15 protein-coding genes are annotated in these 16,016 nt (G+C 72.4%); 3 read left to right on the top strand and 12 right to left on the bottom strand.

Annotated features, from left to right (window positions below; genetic code table 11):
• Positions 1-50: 50 nt before the first annotated feature.
• From ACZ52R_RS18210 to ACZ52R_RS18235, 6 genes are all read right to left on the bottom strand, one after another.
• On the bottom strand, positions 51-1,346 hold the full coding sequence (locus tag ACZ52R_RS18210; RefSeq protein ID WP_465753722.1) for a DUF445 domain-containing protein: 1,296 nt from the start codon (positions 1,344-1,346) through the stop codon (positions 51-53).
• Positions 1,343-1,738, bottom strand: a complete 396-nt coding sequence (locus tag ACZ52R_RS18215) for a hypothetical protein (protein WP_465663512.1) — start codon at positions 1,736-1,738, stop codon at positions 1,343-1,345. The genes ACZ52R_RS18210 and ACZ52R_RS18215 overlap by 4 nt, the downstream gene beginning before the upstream one ends.
• A 31-nt stretch (positions 1,739-1,769) precedes the next feature.
• Complete coding sequence (locus ACZ52R_RS18220) at positions 1,770-2,678, bottom strand: hypothetical protein (RefSeq protein WP_465753723.1); 909 nt, start codon at positions 2,676-2,678, stop codon at positions 1,770-1,772.
• A gap of 235 nt (positions 2,679-2,913) precedes the next feature.
• On the bottom strand, positions 2,914-3,882 hold the full coding sequence (locus ACZ52R_RS18225) for an ABC transporter ATP-binding protein (RefSeq protein ID WP_465753724.1): 969 nt from the start codon (positions 3,880-3,882) through the stop codon (positions 2,914-2,916).
• A gap of 70 nt (positions 3,883-3,952) precedes the next feature.
• The gene (locus ACZ52R_RS18230) at positions 3,953-4,873 is read right to left on the bottom strand and encodes an ABC transporter permease (RefSeq protein WP_465620423.1); all 921 of its coding nucleotides are present in this window, start codon (positions 4,871-4,873) and stop codon (positions 3,953-3,955) included.
• Positions 4,866-5,747 carry an ABC transporter permease gene (locus ACZ52R_RS18235; RefSeq protein ID WP_465663514.1) on the bottom strand — a complete coding sequence of 294 codons (882 nt, stop codon included), beginning with the start codon at positions 5,745-5,747 and terminating at the stop codon, positions 4,866-4,868. Before ACZ52R_RS18235 ends, ACZ52R_RS18230 begins: the two co-directional genes overlap by 8 nt.
• A 290-nt stretch (positions 5,748-6,037) precedes the next feature.
• Between ACZ52R_RS18235 and ACZ52R_RS18240 the strand changes: the two genes are divergently transcribed.
• Positions 6,038-8,392 carry a transglycosylase domain-containing protein gene (locus tag ACZ52R_RS18240; protein ID WP_465753725.1) on the top strand — a complete coding sequence of 785 codons (2,355 nt, stop codon included), beginning with the start codon at positions 6,038-6,040 and terminating at the stop codon, positions 8,390-8,392.
• A gap of 27 nt (positions 8,393-8,419) precedes the next feature.
• On the opposite strand, the gene ACZ52R_RS18245 is transcribed toward ACZ52R_RS18240, so the two are convergent.
• Together ACZ52R_RS18245 and ACZ52R_RS18250 are read right to left on the bottom strand one after the other, a co-directional pair.
• A complete protein-coding gene (locus ACZ52R_RS18245) occupies positions 8,420-9,601 on the bottom strand; it encodes a winged helix DNA-binding domain-containing protein (RefSeq protein ID WP_465753726.1) in 1,182 nt (393 codons plus the stop codon).
• The gene (locus ACZ52R_RS18250; RefSeq protein WP_465753727.1) at positions 9,598-10,509 is read right to left on the bottom strand and encodes a LysR family transcriptional regulator; all 912 of its coding nucleotides are present in this window, start codon (positions 10,507-10,509) and stop codon (positions 9,598-9,600) included. The genes ACZ52R_RS18245 and ACZ52R_RS18250 overlap by 4 nt, the downstream gene beginning before the upstream one ends.
• A gap of 176 nt (positions 10,510-10,685) precedes the next feature.
• Between ACZ52R_RS18250 and ACZ52R_RS18255 the strand changes: the two genes are divergently transcribed.
• Positions 10,686-11,405, top strand: coding sequence for an SDR family oxidoreductase (locus ACZ52R_RS18255; RefSeq protein WP_465753728.1), 720 nt, complete (start codon positions 10,686-10,688; stop codon positions 11,403-11,405).
• 58 nt (positions 11,406-11,463) lie between these two features.
• Here ACZ52R_RS18255 and ACZ52R_RS18260 read toward each other — a convergent pair whose 3' ends face one another.
• From ACZ52R_RS18260 to ACZ52R_RS18270, 3 genes are all read right to left on the bottom strand, one after another.
• Positions 11,464-11,784: a hypothetical protein gene (locus tag ACZ52R_RS18260; RefSeq protein WP_465753729.1), complete on the bottom strand. Its 321-nt coding sequence runs from the start codon at positions 11,782-11,784 to the stop codon at positions 11,464-11,466.
• Between the two features lie 16 nt (positions 11,785-11,800).
• Positions 11,801-12,103, bottom strand: coding sequence for a GroES family chaperonin (locus tag ACZ52R_RS18265; RefSeq protein ID WP_049655715.1), 303 nt, complete (start codon positions 12,101-12,103; stop codon positions 11,801-11,803).
• A 233-nt stretch (positions 12,104-12,336) separates the two neighbouring features.
• On the bottom strand, positions 12,337-12,678 hold the full coding sequence (locus ACZ52R_RS18270; protein ID WP_465620413.1) for a DUF3618 domain-containing protein: 342 nt from the start codon (positions 12,676-12,678) through the stop codon (positions 12,337-12,339).
• 173 nt (positions 12,679-12,851) lie between these two features.
• On the opposite strand from ACZ52R_RS18270, the gene bcp reads away from it, so the two are divergent.
• Positions 12,852-13,325: a thioredoxin-dependent thiol peroxidase gene (bcp, locus tag ACZ52R_RS18275; protein WP_360496920.1), complete on the top strand. Its 474-nt coding sequence runs from the start codon at positions 12,852-12,854 to the stop codon at positions 13,323-13,325.
• Between the two features lie 94 nt (positions 13,326-13,419).
• On the opposite strand, the gene ACZ52R_RS18280 is transcribed toward bcp, so the two are convergent.
• Positions 13,420-15,744: a chitinase C-terminal domain-containing protein gene (locus tag ACZ52R_RS18280; protein ID WP_465753750.1), complete on the bottom strand. Its 2,325-nt coding sequence runs from the start codon at positions 15,742-15,744 to the stop codon at positions 13,420-13,422.
• Positions 15,745-16,016 lie beyond the last annotated feature (272 nt).

Genomic DNA, 16,016 nt, shown 5'->3' on the forward strand with positions numbered 1-16,016 from the left:
CGCGGACACCGGCCCAGGATAGGCCCAAGCCGGCGGGCCCGGTCGGGCGATCACCCGCCGAGCGCGACCGCCGCGGTGTGGATCAGCAGCCCGGCCAGGGCGCCGACCACGGTGCCGTTGATCCGGATGAACTGCAGGTCGCGGCCGACGTTGGCCTCGATCTTGCGGGAGGCCTCGTCGGCGTCCCAGCCCGCCACCGTCTCGGAGATCAGCGAGGTGATCTCGGCCCGGTAGGTGTCGACCAGGTACTGTGCGGCGTCCTGCAACCAGCCGTCCACCTTGGCCTGCAGCTTGCGGTCGGTGGCCAGGCGCTCGCCGAAGCGGCGCACGCCCTCGCGGATGCGCCGGCGCAGTTCGCTGTCCTCGTCCTCGGCCGCGCCCATCACCAGGGTGCGCACGGCCGCCCAGGTGGAGTTGATCAGCTCCTGCACCTCGGGGCGGGTCAGCAGCTCGCCCTTGGCCCGCTCGACCCGGGCGATGGTCTCCGGGTCGGTCTGCAGCTCGGTCGCGAAGTCGGCGAGGAAGTTGTCGACCGCACCGCGGGCCGGGTGGTTCGGGTCGTCCCGGATGTCGGTGACGAAGCGCAGCAGCTCCTTGTAGACCCGCTCGCCGACCTGGTGGTCGATGAACCTGGGCGTCCAGCCCGGGGTCTTCTGGGTGACCTTCTGCACCACGTCCTCGTGGTTGGCGGTCAGCCAGTCGTGCGCCCGGACGGCGACCAGGTCCACCACGCCGTGGTGGCCCCCGTCGGCGACCACCTTGCCGAGCATCCGGCCCATCGGCTCGGCCACCGAGGTGGCGGCGGCCCGCCGGGTCACCGCCTCGGCGACGACCGCCCGCACGTCGTCGTCACGGAGCACCGCGAGCAGGCCGCGCAGCGCCGCCGAGGCCTCCTTGGTGACCCGCTCCGCGCTGCCCGGCGCGGCCAGCCACTCCCCCAGTCGGCGGCCGATGCCGAGCGCCGCGAGGCGCCCGCGCACGACCTGGCCGGAGAGGAAGTTGTCGCCGACGAAGTCGCCGAGCGAGCGGCCGAAGGCGTCCTTCTTGGTCGGGATGATCGCGGTGTGCGGGATCGGCAGGCCGAAGGGGCGACGGAACAGCGCGGTCACCGCGAACCAGTCGGCCATCGCGCCGACCATGCCCGCCTCGGCGGCGGCCGCCACGTACCCGGCCCAGGGCCCGGCGCCGGCCGCCTTGGCCCAGGTGGAGAGGGCGAAGACCAGGGTCGCGAAGGCCAGCAGGCCGGTCGCGATGGTCTTCATCCGGCGGACGCCGCGTCTCTTCTGCTCGTCGGCCGCGGTGAACCGGACCCCGGGGCCGGTCCCGCTGAAGGCATCGTCACTCACCCCGCCAGTCTGCCCGTTGCCCGGCGCGGACGGGGGCGTGCCTCGCGATCACGCGCCCCGGGTCTGCGGCCCGCTCTCCTGCAAGCCCCCTCACGCCCCGCCCGGCACGATCCGCCGTACCCTCTCGACCGCCCACCGCGCCCGGTCCGTGCACCACCGCCCGTCCAGCAACCCGGTCGAGGCCCGGCCCCGGCGGCGGTGGCGGTGGTGTCAGCGGTGGTGGCCCGGAGCAGGCCCTCGTCGACGACCTGCCTGAGCGCCTCGTCCGGGCCCTCCTCCCGGGGGAACGGCGGCACGCCCCGGTTGACGCTGTCCACCATGCCGGGCGGGATGTCCGCGCCGGTCACCCGGCGGCCCTTCAGCGCGAACTGCACCGCCGGTGGCAGGCCCACATGCCCGGCCCGACCACGCAGACGTCCAGGCTCATCCCTGTCCTCCGTTCACCGAGTTGGCCAGCCGGCGCCACGCCGGGTGGCGTCGCAGCCCGCGCCGCACCTGCGCCGGGACGACGCCGCGCCACAGCTGCTGGGCGGCGTTCAGCGGCGGAACCGCCTGCACGAGCGGCTCCTCGCGCAGCAGGAACAGTTCGTCCGGCAGCCCGAGCCGGGCGTCCCGGAACGCCGGGAAGCCCGCGTAGTGCCGCCGGCCGTCCACGACCACCGGTGGATCGCCGTGCGCGGCCTCGTACCGGATCTGGTCGCGCAGCGCCTCCGGCCGTCCGGCGGCGGCGAGTTCGAGCCGCATCCGGGCGGCGACCGGCAGCCGGTGGTACACCTCGCGGGCGCCGAACCGCTCCACCAGCCGGGCGACTTCGGCGCACACCCGCTCCTGCAGCCCGTCGTCCAGCAGCAGGAATCCTCCCTGCAGCAGGCGCGGCACGTCCCAGCCGAAGCTGCGGGCCCGCAGGGCGTCCAACTCCTCGCCGGATTCGGCGAGTTCGGCCGCCACTTGCTGGAGTGCGGCGATCCCACGCAGCCGGTCCAGCACGCCGGCCCGCTCGGTGGCGTTGCCCAGGTCCTCGCGCAGCACCAGGAAGTAGCAGTCGTAGTCGGCGAGGACGGACACCCGGCCCGCCCGCAGGCAGGCCTCCAGGGTGAACGGCTGGTCCGAGAAGACCTTCAACTCCTCGTCGCGGCGCAGCCCGTGGCGCCGGATGAGGTCCGACCGGAACAGCTCGGCGTCGGCCGGCGTCCAGGCCGGCGCGGAGTCGGCGGAGCCCACCGGCTCCCGCCCCGGCGCCAGGGACTGCCCGACCAGCGAGTCCAGGCAGGCGGTGAGGTACGGCATGGTGTTGTAGACCGCGACCACCACGGTCACGTCGGGTACGGTCATCGGGCGGTGGGCCTCCGGTCCTGGTCGCGGCGTGCGACGCAGGGTCAACTCGGCGTGAAAGCCCGGGGTCACGACCGTCACCCGCACGGCGACGGGGACCAGAACAGGCACCCGGCCGCCGTACGGACACACGGCGGCCGGGAGGCGGGAGACAGCCGGGGAGGCGGGAGAACGGGCCACCCGCCCGACGAGCTGCCCGACGAGCGGCCGGAAGCCGCCCGGGGAACGGCCCCGCTCAGCCGATCGCGACCTCCGCGTACATCCGGGCGATCACGTCCTCGATGGCCGGCTCGCGCACCGACAGGTCCACCAGCGGGTACCGCTCCGCGACCGCCGCCACGATCGGCGCGGCGCTCTGCTGCGCCGGGAAGGTCAGCCACTGGCGCGGCCCCTCGATCTTGACCACCCGGGCCCCGGCCACCTCGATCGGGGACCGGGCCTCGGCGAGGTCCACCACCAGTGTCCGCTCGCTGCGCCCGGTGGCGTGCAGGCCCTCCAGCCCGCCGTCGTACACCACCCGGCCATGGTCGATCACCATGACGCGGCCGCAGAGCTGCTCGATGTCGGTCAGGTCGTGGGTGGTGAGCAGCACGGTGGTGCCCCTGGTGCCCCGGTCGCGGTTGACCTCGCGCAGGAACTCGCGCACCCTGCCCTTGCTGACGACGTCCAGGCCGATGGTCGGCTCGTCCAGGTAGAGCACCTGCGGGTCGTGCAGCAGCGCGGCGGCGAGGTCGCCGCGCATCCGCTGACCGAGCGAGAGCTGGCGGACCGGGGTGTCCAGCAGGCCGCCCAGGTCGAGCAGTTCGACACAGCGGTCGAGGTTCTCGCGGTACCGCCGGTCGGGGATGCGGTAGATGCGGCAGGCGAGTTCGAAGGAGTCGCGCAGCGGGAGGTCCCACCAGAGGGTGGTGCGCTGCCCGAAGACGACGCCGATCCGGCGGGCCAGGGCGACGCGTTGGCGGGCCGGGTCGACCCCGGCGACGCGCAGCCGTCCGGAGCTGGGGACGAGGATGCCGGTGAGCATCTTGATGGTGGTGGACTTGCCGGCGCCGTTGGGCCCGATGTAGCCGACGCACTCGCCGGCGTCGACGGTGAAGCTGAGTCCGTCGACCGCGCGCACCTCGCGCTTGGTGCGGCTGAACCGGCCGGCGCGGGCCCGTACGGTGAAACTGCGGTGGACGTCCTCGAGTTCGATCAGTGCCATGGAAGCTCCTTAAGGGCGACGGGGGATCCAGACGGAGGGGGTACAGACGGACGGGGTGCAGACGGGGGGTTCAGCTGCCGGTGCCGCGGTAGGCGCGCAGCCCGGCGCGCCAGGCGAGGCCGGCGGCGGCAACGCAGAGGGCGGCGGCGACCGGGGAGGCGTACTGGAAGGCGGTGGGCAGGCCGAGCGGGTCGGGCCGGTCGAGGATGCGCAGGGCGGGCAGCCAGTTGACGAAGGCCAGTGGGACGCCGAAGACGACGCCGAGCACGAGGTCCTTGGCGAAGACCGTCGGCGGGTACTGGAGCATCAGGCCGCCGCCGTAGGTGACGGAGTTCTGGAGCTCCTCGGCCTCGCCCCACCAGAACTGCAGGCAGGCGAAGCCCACCCAGAGCGCGCAGAAGATGGCCGTGCCGCAGAGCAGCAGGACGGGCACCAGCAGGACCCTGTCCCAGGTCCAGGTCACGTCCAGCGCGGCGAGCGACCAGGCCAGCACCGCCGCCGACTGGACCGGGCGGCCGATCCGGCGCAGCGAGAAGCGTTCGGCGCAGAGCTGGCCCAGGGCCGGGGCGGGCCGGATCAGCATCACGTCCAGGGTCCCGGTGCGGATGCGGTCACCGAGCGCGTCGATGCTGCCGACCAGCAGGTTGGCCATGCCGAGCGCGAACCCGGAGGTGCCGTAGAGGAAGCCGAGTTCGGGCAGGTTCCAGCCGCCGAGCGTGTCGGTGTGCCGGAACATCAGGATGATCACGGCGAAGTCGAGGAAGGCGATCACCAGGTTGGCCGTGAGCATCATCGCGAACGAGGCCCGGTAGGCCATGGTCGAACGGGTCCACATGGCGGCGCACAGCCACCAGGAGCGCACGGCCCAGCGGGCTCGGGCCGCACCGGAGCGGATGCGCTCGGCGCTGGTACGGGTGCGCCCGGGGCCGGAACGGTCGGCGCCGGTGCGCCGGCGGCCCGAGGGGGCGGGCGCGGGGCCGGGGTCAGCCACCCTGGACCACCACCTTCCGGGTCGCGAGCGCCTGCACGCCGCGCCCGGCGGCCAGCAGCACCGCGGCCCAGCCGAGCTGGAAGCCGAGCGGACCGAGCGCGGCCGCGCCAGTCGCATGCTCCAGGAACAGATCGGCGGGCACCTGGGCCAGCGCCGACCAGGGGAGCACCCGGGCGAGTTCGCCGAGCCACCCGGGAAAGAGCGTGAGCGGCAGCAGCATCCCGGAGAGGAACATCGCCACCACCAGGGCCACCGAGCGCACCCCGTCGGAGTCGTGCAGCCAGAAGCCGGTGAGCGCGACCAGGAACCGCAGCCCGAAGCTGACGATCTCGGCGAGCAGCACGGCGAGCAGGAAGACCAACCAGGTCAGGGGCCGTTCGGGCAGCCGGAAGTGGAAGAGCAGCGCACCGGCCAGCAGCGGCACGCCGCCGCGGACCAGCAGCTGGTAGCCGGCCCGGCCGAGGTCTCCGGCCAGCCACCAGCCCTGGAAGTCGACGGGCCGGTAGAGGTCCACGGCGATGTCGCCGCTGCGGAAGCGCGTCTGGACGTCGTTCTCGAACCCGCCCCCGAAGATCGCGGTGGTGGGCATCAGGGCCTGGCAGACCCAGATGAAGGTGACGGCCTGGTCCGGGCCGTAGCCGCCGAGGCCGGGGCGGGCCTGCCAGAGCGCGACGAAGGTGTAGGCGAGGATGCAGCCGAAGACGGTGTTCGTGACGATGCCGGCGAAGGTGGCGGCCCGGTAGGTGGAGTGGCGGCGGAAGGCGCCGCGGGCGACGGCCGCGTACAGCCCGAGGGAGGCGGCGAGAGCCGCCGTGGGATCGGGGGGTCGTGCCTCAGCGGGGGGTCGTGCCTCAGCGGGAGCAGCGTTCAGCATATTGTCTCCTTGTCGACAAATGCGGGCAGAGAGCTGCCCGCACGCGTCCACACACGCCCCAGCGGCTCCGATCGGCCGTACCCGGGGGTGCCGGGCCAGGCGGGCGGAGCTGCCGAAGTGGGTGCGCTATGAAGTTCGCATCTTTCACCGTACCTCCGACCCCCACCGCCCGCACCCGATTTTCGACACCTCACGGCACCGTGCGCCCGGACGGCGTTCGAAGCACACAACAGCGCACGTCAGCCCCCCACCCGCCGCTGATCGGACGTCAAATAGCACATAATCGCGGCATGACCTTGAGCACCCGACGCCAGGCCAGACGGGCCGCCCGCCGCGAGGCCCGCCGCGCCCTCCCGCTCTGGCGCCGAGCCCTGCCCACCTGGCGAGTCACCCTCGGCACGCTCACCACGCTGTTCCTGCTCGCCGTCGGCAGCTTCGCCGTGCTCTACGTCATCGTCCCGGTGCCCGACCCCAACGCCCACGCCGTCGCCCAGAACAACATCTACCTCTACGCCGACGGCACCACCGAGATCGCCCACACCGGCGCCGTCAACCGCACCGACGTCACCATCGACCAGATCCCGCTGCAGACCCAGCAGGCCGCCGTCTCCGCCGAGGACCGCACCTTCTACCAGAACCGCGGCATCGACCTGAAAGGCATGGTCCGGGCCGGCTGGAACACCCTGACCGGCAAAGGCATGCAGGGCGGCTCCACCATCACCCAGCAGTACGTCAAGAACTACTACCTGACCCAGAGCCAGACCATCGAACGCAAGGGCCGCGAACTCCTCATCGCCCTCAAGGTCGACCAGCAGCGCGACAAGAAGGACATCCTCGCCGGCTACCTCAACAGCAGCTACTACGGCCGCGGCGCCTACGGCATCCAGAGCGCCGCCCATGCCTACTACGGCGTCGACGTCTCCGAACTCACCCTCACCCAGAGCGCCTACCTCGCCTCCCTGCTGCAGGCCCCCAGCCTCTACGACGTCAAGACCGCCACCCCCGCCAACCGCGAGAAGGCCATCGCGCGCTGGAACTACACCCTCGACGGCATGGTCCAGCTCGGCTTCCTCACCACCGCCGACCGCGCCGCCGCCACCTTCCCCGACCCGATCGACCCCCAGCCCGCCACCGGCCTCTCCGGCCAGGCCGGCTACCTCGTCGGCGTCGCCGACGACTACCTGATCTCCTCCGGCACCATCGACGCCGCCACCCTCAAGGCCGGCGGCTGGCGCATCACCACCACCTTCGACAAGCCCAAGCAGGACGCCCTCGTCAAGGCCGTCCAGACCGAACTCACCGACGAACTCGACCCCAGGGCCCGCCCCACCACCGACACCGACGTCCGGGTCTCCGGCGCCTCCGTCGAACCCGCCACCGGCCGCGTCGTCGCCGTCTACGGCGGACCCGACTACGCCAAGCAGCCCTACAACGACGCACTGCGCCAGGACAACCAGATCGGCTCCACCTTCAAACCGATCGACCTCACCGCCGGCCTGCTCGCCCAGCACACCCTCGACGGCCGCCCGATCACCACCGAGTCCCACTACGACGGCACCAGCGAACGCCCCGTCACCGGCGGCCCCACCCCGTACGCGCCGCCCAACGAGGACAACGTCGACTACGGCAGCATCAGCCTGCGCTACGCCATGGTGAAGTCCGTCAACTCCGTGTACGCGCAGGAAGGCGTGGACGCCGGGCTCGCCCGCGTCCGGGAGACCGCGGTCAAACTCGGCATCCCCGACAGCGTCCGCGGCATGGACCCGGCCAACACCTCGATGACCCTCGGCACCGCCACCCCCAGCGCCCTCGACCTCGCCGGCGCCTACGCCACCCTCGCCAACCACGGCCAGGCCCAAACCCCGTGGTCCGTCCTCAAACTCGAACGCAGCAACCCCGGCGGCGCCATCGACGTCCCCAAGACCCCCGAGCACAACCCCACCGACGCCATCGGCCGCGCCATCGCCGACGCCGTCACCGACGTCCTGCGCGACGTCGTCAGCCCCCGCGGCACCGGCGCCGCCGCCCTCGACCTCGGCCGCCCCGCCGCCGGCAAGACCGGCACCACCGACGCCAACCTCTCCGCCTGGTTCGCCGGCTACACCCCCGAACTCACCACCACCATCGGCCTGTTCCGGGAAAACCCGAAGACCCACGCCAAGGAACCCCTGGCCGGCACCGCCGGACTCACCCGCATCAACGGCGGCGCCATCCCCACCAAGATCTGGACCGCCTACATGACCGCCGCCCTCGACGGCACCCCCACCCAGCAGTTCGACCTGCAGACCGGCCACGACAACCCCGGCACCGACACCTGGCCCACCGCCACCGGCAGCACCTCCCCCAACACCGGCCCCACCTTCACCCACGGCTCCGGCCCCGGCCCCACCGCAGCGCCCAGCGCCACCATCCCCGGGCTCGTCACAGCCCCCACCCACGTCCCCAGCGGACCCCCAGCCGCCACCGGCCCCGCCCCCGACCCGACCACCCCCAGCCCGCAGCCCCCCAAGCCCAAGCCCACCGCCAGCCAGGAACAGCCCAGCCCCACCGCCCGACCCACCCAGACCCCGCCGCCCCGGCCCACCGACCCGCCCACCGCCACCGGCGGCCCCGCCACCCGGCCGGCGGCCACCCCGACACCGTAGGCGCCGACCGGACCACCGGACCGGGCACTACCGCCCCGCCGCCAACTCCTTCTCCACCGACGTCCGGAACCGCGGCGTCACCCGCACCTCCCCCAGCCACCCCGCCAACCGCTCCGCCTCCGCCGCGACCGCCCGCCCGGCCTCCGCCCCGACGTCCCGGAACAGCCGCCACACCACCTCGCCGTCGGCACGCTGCGCCCAGCCGCCCACCACCTCACCGCACCACCACACCGTCGGCCCGGCGTTGCCCGCCCGATCGAACAGCGCCGGCACGTCCTCCGGCCGCAGGTACCAGTCCCGCCCGCGCCAGCCCATCACCGCCGGATCCAGCGCGGGCAGCAGCGCCGCCCACGGCTCCGGCTCCGCCACCGGCGCGTCATCGCCCGGCAGCACCAGCCCGGCCACGCCGCCCGACACCTCCGCGTCCTGCGCGCCGACGTCCGCCAGCGCCCTGCGGACGTCCCCCAACGTCCACCCCGTCCACCACTTCACGTCCTCGACCGTCGCCGGACCGTACGCGGCCAGCCAGCGGCGCACCACCTCCGCCTTCGCCTCCCGCACCGGCACCTCCGGCCACTGCGGCACCAGCGCCCACGGGTAGCTGCTGCTCAGCCACGAACCGCGCGGACGACAGCGCCGCACGTGCCCGTCCGAGGCCAGCAGCCGCAGCAGCCGACTGCCCACGCTCTGCTTCGCCTCGTACGCCTTGCCCGCCGACATCAGCATCGTCTCGCGCAACTGCGGGACGTCATCGCCGAGTTCCTTGGTCGTCGCCTCGCCGCGCACCGCCAGCGCGGCCAGCACCTCCCGCTCGGTCGCGGCCAGCCGCCCCTCGTCCCAGCCCTCGGCGTGGTCCCGCAGGTGCTTGAGCAGCGTCGCCCGCTCCTTGGCCGCGATCGCCCGCGCCGCCGCCGAACTCACGTACGGGGCGAAGCCCTCCGTCACCGCGAAGATCGTCCGCCGCATCGACAGCAGCTTCACCAGCGAGACGTCCTCGTACAGCGTCCGCTCCACCGCCGCCGCCGAGGGCTCGGCCAGCCGCGCGCACGCCGACAGGTACACCGTGGCCGCGTCCGTCGCGTGCAGCCCGACCACCGCGTCGGCCACGTCCTCCACCCGCGCCGCCCGCACCGAGGGCGCCAGCAACTGCCGCCGCCCCAGTCGGGCCCGACGCTCACCATCACCGATCACCGGCACACGCCTCGTCATACCCGGACCCTAGCCCCGACCGCCGACAGTTCGGGCTCCGCGCCACCCGCCGCCAGTTCCGCCGCGAGCTCCGCGAACTCCACGAGCAACGGCGACGTCCGCCCCGCCGCCCAAGCCAGGCAGACCCGGTTGGGCGCGATGTCGGAGACCGGCACGTGCACCACGTCCGAGCGCGTGTAGAACGCCGCCACCGACAACGGCAGCACCACCATGCCCTCGTGCGCCGCCACGTACTCCAGCTTCTCCTCGACGGTGTCCGCACTCGGTCGGGCCCGCTCCGGCCGCCGCCCGCCCGGCACCGGCAGATCCCGCCACTCCGGCACCGCATCCGGATCCTGCAGCAGCCGCTCGCCGCCCAACTCGGCCATCACCACCGACCGTTCACCCGCCAACTGGTGCCCCGCCGGCAGCACCGCCACCCGCGGCTCCGCGAACAACGGGCGCAACGCCAGACCCCGCTGGTCCACCGGCAAGCGCACGAAGGACACGTCCACCCGGCCGTCCAGCACCACCTGCGCCTGGTCCCGCCAGGACGTCCGGACCACCTCCACCGCCAACCCCGCATGCCGCCCGCACATCGCCCGCGCGACGGCCGTCACCGTGATCCCCGGCATGAACCCCACCACGAACCGCGCCCGGTCGTCCGCCGACCGCCCCACCCGGCGCCGCAACGCCTCCGCCGCCGCCAGCAACTGCGGCGCATCCTCCAGCAACTGCCGCCCCGCACACGTCAGTTCGGTCGACCGCCGATCCCGTCGGAACAGCTGGGCACCCAACTCCGCCTCCAACGCCCGGATCTGCCGGGAGAGTACCGGCTGCGCGATGTGCAACTCGGCCGCCGCCCGCCCGAAATGCAGCTGCCGCGCCACCGCGACGAAGTACCGCAGCTTCCGCAGATCGACGTCCATCGCCCGCCCTCCCGCTTCCGACCTCCGCTGATACCCCGAGGGTATGACAGCGGACGGAACAAGTCTTGGACGACACCGACCCGCGCGACACAGGATCGAAGCACCTTCCCCCAACCGCGCTCCTCCGGAACCGCGCCGGCACCCCGAAGCACCCCCGAAGCCCGAAAGGCACCACCATGACCCTCACCGACCAGCGCATCGTCGTCCTCGGCGGCACCTCCGGCATCGGCCTCGCCACCGCCGACCTCGCCGCCCGCCAGGGCGCCCGGGTCATCGTCGCCTCCAGCCGGACCGACAGCGCCGAACGCGCCCTCGCCACCCTCCCCACCGGAACCACCGCCGAGATCGCCGACCTCACCGACAGCACCCAGGTCGCCGCCCTCTTCGACCGCCTCGGCCCCATCGACCACCTGGTCTTCACCGCCGGCGAACCACTCGCCCTCATGCCCCTCGACGACCTCGACCTCGACGCCGCCCGCCGCTTCTTCACCCTGCGCTACTTCGGCGCCCTCGACGCCGTCCGCGCCGCCACCCCCCGGCTGCGCCCCGGCGGCTCGATCACCCTCACCTCCGGCACCGCCGGCCTGCGGCCCGGACCGGGCTGGAGCGTCGCCGCCGGCATCTGCGGCGCGATCGAGTCCCTGGTCCGGGCCCTGGCCGTCGAACTCGCGCCGATCCGGGTCAACGCCGTCCGGGCCGGCATGATCCGCACCCCGCTCTGGTCCGGCCTGCCCGACACCGACCGCGAACAGCTCTACGCCGCGACGGCCGCCGGCCTCCCCCTCGGCCGGATCGGCGACCCCGAGGACGCCGCCGAGGCGTACGTCTACCTGATGCGGCAGCACTTCGCCACCGGCACCGTCGTCACCGTGGACGGCGGCACCCTGCTGGCCTGAACGCCCCCGGGTGACCCTCACCCCCCGGCCGACCCGAAACCCCCCGGCCGGCGACCGCTCACCGGACCGGCCGGAGCCCGTCCACGACCGTCCACCCCGGGCCGAGCTCCCGGCGCAGCGCCTCCAGGGCGGCCCGGGCGGCGGCGTCGAAGCGGATCTCCTCGTCCCGCGACCACGGCGACGGACCGCCCGGGTCGTCCCAGTCCAGCGAGGACTGGAACCGGGAGGACAGCCCGTCCAGCTCGGCCGCGAGCGCGGTACTGATCGGCAGGCGGTCGAGCTCGGCCGGGTAGCCGTACGGGCTGTCCACGTCGTCCGGCCACAGGGCGGTGCCGACCACCCCGGCCTCGAAGAAGTACCGCAGGCGCTCCGCGCTCACAGGTACAGCCCGACGCTCACAGGTACAGCCCCGTCGAACCCTCCGTGTCACCGAAGCGGGTCGCGGCCACCGCGTGCAGGTCACGCTCGCGCAGCAGCACGTAGGTGGCGCCCCGGACCTCGACCTCCAGCTTGTCCTCCGGGTCGTACAGCACCCGGTCGCCCGGCTCCACCGAGCGCACGCTCTGGCCGACGGCGACAGCCTCCGCCCACGTGCACCTCTTGCTCAGCTCCGCGGTCGCCGGGATCAGGATGCCGCCGGTCGAGCGGCGCTCGCCCTCGCCGCCCTCGATGCGCACCAGCACGCGGTCGTGCAGCATCCGGATCGGCAGCTTCTCGCCCAGCCGGTCGTGCCGGACGGCATCGTGCGGGTGGTCGGAGCGGGTCTCGTCGTTCGTACTCACGGTCCCGAAGGTACCGCTCCCGGGCGCGGAGCGTGACGCTGGCCCGGCATACGGAAGGCCGGGCGCGCACCGCACCCGGCCCTCAACCGCGTACCCGCGTGCTCGCGTACCCGCGCTTCCCGCGCTTCCCGCGTACGCGTGTTCCCGCGTCAGCCCTTGCGGCGCTTGCGCGACGAGGCGACCAGCAGCACCAGGCCCACGCCGACCAGCGCGGCCGGAACGATCCGCTCCCGCCGCGGCTGCCCCTTCTCGTCCACGAACTGCGCCTTGACCTTGTCCACCATGCCGCTGGCGGCGACGTACGCCCGGCCGGCCTTCTCCTCGACGGCGGCCGCCGCCCTGGCCTTGACCTGGGCGGAGATCGTGCTCGGGTGAACGCGTACGGCCAGCTCGTCCAGGGTCTCCGCCAGCCGGCCGCGCGTGCTCTCGATGTCCGCCTCGATCTGGGCGGTCGTCCGCGCCGACTTGTCCTGCGTGCTCGCCTCGCCCACTCGGGCCACCCCATTCACTTGCCGATGTTGATCTGTGCGATCCGTTGCGATCTGTGCGACTGACCCAGTGTGTCAGCTGCCGCGCACGGCCGCGCGGCCCCACCCACCATCGGAGGTAGGTTTGCCGTGGTACGACCGCCCGTCACAGCAGCACGCACCAGGAGAGTCCACCCATGACTGAGCGTCTCCAGCCCGGCGACACCGCGCCCGCCTTCAGCCTGTCCGACGCCGACGGCAACCAGGTGTCCCTCGCCGACCACGCGGGCCGCAAGGTCGTCGTCTACTTCTATCCCAAGGCGCTCACCCCGGGATGCACCAAGCAGGCCTGCGACTTCACCGACAACCTGGAGGTCTTCGCGGGCGCCGGCTACGACGTCATCGGCATCTCGCCGGACCAGCCGGAGAAGCTCGGCAAGTTCCGCGAGACCGAGAACCTCAAGGTCACCCTGCTCTCCGACCCGGACAACAAGGTCCTGGAGGCGTACGGCGCCTACGGCGAGAAGCAGAACTACGGGCGCACCTACCTGGGCGTGATCCGCTCCACGATCATCGTCGACGAGCAGGGCAAGGTCGAGCGCGCGCTCTACAACGTCAAGGCCACCGGCCACGTCGCCAAGCTGCTGCGCGACCTCAAGATCGAGGCCTGACCAGCCCGCCCCGACACGGCGAAGCGGTGGCGGCACACCCCCCGACCGGGTGCGCCGCCACCGCCGTCCCTCACCTCGACGGGCCGCTGTCAGCTCAGCAGGCCCCGAGGTCGCTCCAGACTCCCCACGCGCCACTGGCCGCGGGGTCGTCGCCCTTGGTCCACCACTTGTTCTGGTAGTAGTGGCCCTTCCAGGACACCTTGGTGGGCGTCGCGTAGGTGGTGCCCGCGTCCCAGCCCGGCGCACCCGCGCAACCGGCCGGCGTGGTCGGCGGCGTCGTGGGCGGAGTGGTCGGAGGCGTGGTCGGCGGGGTCGTCGGCGGCGTGCTGGGAGGCGTGGTCGGCGGGGTCGTACCGCCGTCGGTCGCGCCCCGGGTCAGGTCGCCCTTGATCCCGTACAGCGTGCCGCCCACGTTCACCGTCCAGTTCGACGGCGTGGACACCGGCAGGTAGTAGACGAAGTCCATGTCGACCGAGGCGCCCGGCGCCAGCGACTGCCAGCCCGGCAGCTTGACCGACACCCGGTTGTAGGTGCCCTTCAGACCGCCCACGTTGCCCGGGCCCGGATTGTCCTGCCGGATGACCTGCAGCCCGAACCCGGACTGGTCCTTGGCATTGCCCGGCGCCGAGTTGCCGTAGTCGAACTGGAACTCGGTGCCGCCCGGCAGGGTCAGCGTCGAGTTGTTGACGATGTGCAGCTTCGGGTTGATCGGGTAGTTCGAGTCGCCCAGCGCGAAGTTGGTGAACGACACGTCGACCGGCAGGGTCTGCTGCGGCAGCGCGACCGTCGAACGGGTCGCGCCGTACGGGGCCGCCGACTTGAACTTGTCGTACATCAGCGAGGTCAACGTCGAACCGGGCACGTACTCGCCCTTGCCGCCGTTCGCGGCGGCGTCCCACTTGTAGTCGCCCGCGAGCTCCCAGATCATCGCGCCGCCGGCGCCCTGGTTGACGATGTAGTCCGCCTTGGCGCCCACCGACTGCTCGTCCTCGGTGGAGAGGAACACCTTCTTGGTGTCGTTCCACAGCCACGGCGCCACCAGGGCGGAGCTGTAGTTGCGGGCGTAGGTGCCCTGCAGCGCGGTGTCCGTCACCCCGTACTTGGCGAGGTAGTCGGGCAGGATGCCCTTCTCGAGGTTCTTCGCGTGCCACATCGGGTTCGACCCGGCCGGGGACTCCTTGCCCGCGTCGTCCTTGTCGTTCCAGATGTTGTCGATGCCGACCGCGCCGTCCCCGCAGGAGGTCAGACCGGCCCCGACCGGACAGGTCGTCGCGGACGCCGTACCCCAGAGGCCGTTGGTGCCGCCCTGCACGTTCTTGAACCCGCGGGTGTAGTACGGCAGGCCGACGTTGATCCGGCCACCGGGCATCGCGCCGCGGAAGTAGTGGTACGACCAGTCGGCGTTCAGATAGCCGATGCCGCCGTACTGCCCGGTGCCGTACACGTTGGCGGCCGCCAACTCGCCGTCCTTGCCGTCGTCGAACAACGAGGCGTTCGGACCGACGTACTTGTTCCAGGCGCCGTGCAGGTCGTACGACATGATGTTGACGTAGTCCAGGTACTGCGCCACCTGGAAGGTCTCCATGCCGCGCAGCAGATAGCCGGACGACGGGGCCGCGACCGACAGCAGGTAGTGCCTGCCGTCGGCGGCACCGGCCTTGTCCAGGCTCTCCCGCAACGTCTTCATCAGCGCCGCGTAACCCTTGGCCAGCGAACCCCGCTTGGAGTTGGCGAGCTGCCAGTCCAGCGGGTTCCCGGCGTCCTTCATCGAGGTCGGGTACTCGTAGTCGATGTCGACACCGTTGAAACCGTACGTGCGGATGAAGTCGACCGACGAGGCCGCGAAGGTGTCGATGCCCGCCTGGTTCACGCTGCCGTCCGGGTTGACGGTCATCGAGTAGAATCCGCCGGAGTTCACCCGCTTGCCGTCGTCCCCGAAGTAGCCGCCCGTCTCGGTCCAACCGCCGACCGAGATCAGCGTCTTGACGTTCGGGTACTGCTTCTTGAACTTCGTCAGCAGATTGAAATGGCCCTTGTACGGCAACGTCGGATCCAGCTCGGCCCCGGGCACTCCCGGGAAGGAGATCCCGGTCGCCTCGCTGGTCGGGCCGTCCGCGCCGACGGACAGCTTGTTGTCGCCGCCGACGTGCCCGAAGGCGTAGTTGAGATGGGTGACCTTGTCCCAGGGAATGTCGCTCACCAGGTAGGGCTGATCGCCGTTCTTGCCGGTGCGCCAGCCGGTGAAGTAGCCGATGATGCGGCGCTGGTGGTCCGCGCCCATCTTCTCGCGCCCGCCGGTGTCGTAGACGGAACAGTACGGGACGTCCACCCCCGGGGTCTGGTACAGCCCGTCCGGCCGACAGGCCGCGTTGTCGACGGCCGCCGCCGCCTGCGAGGGCGCCGCACCCAGCGTCGCCATCAGCAGCCCGGCCAGCGACGCCGCCGCCAACGAGGCCGCACCAGCCCGGCCCGCCGGACTCCTACGTCGCCGAACGGCGGTGGGACGCCGTTCGGCAGTGCTTCGGATCAACACTCGGTCCTCCGGGAGAGAGTGTCGGCGCGCGCCTGTGGGAGAGCACGCACGTGGGGGATTCCAATTGGCGCAGAAGCTATGTGGTCTGAACCACATAGGTCAATAGGTCTGTACCAATTGGTAATCAGCAGCCAAACATCCACCGGCCCCGGTGTCCG

Source organism: Kitasatospora sp. NPDC034023, from assembly GCF_055575795.1.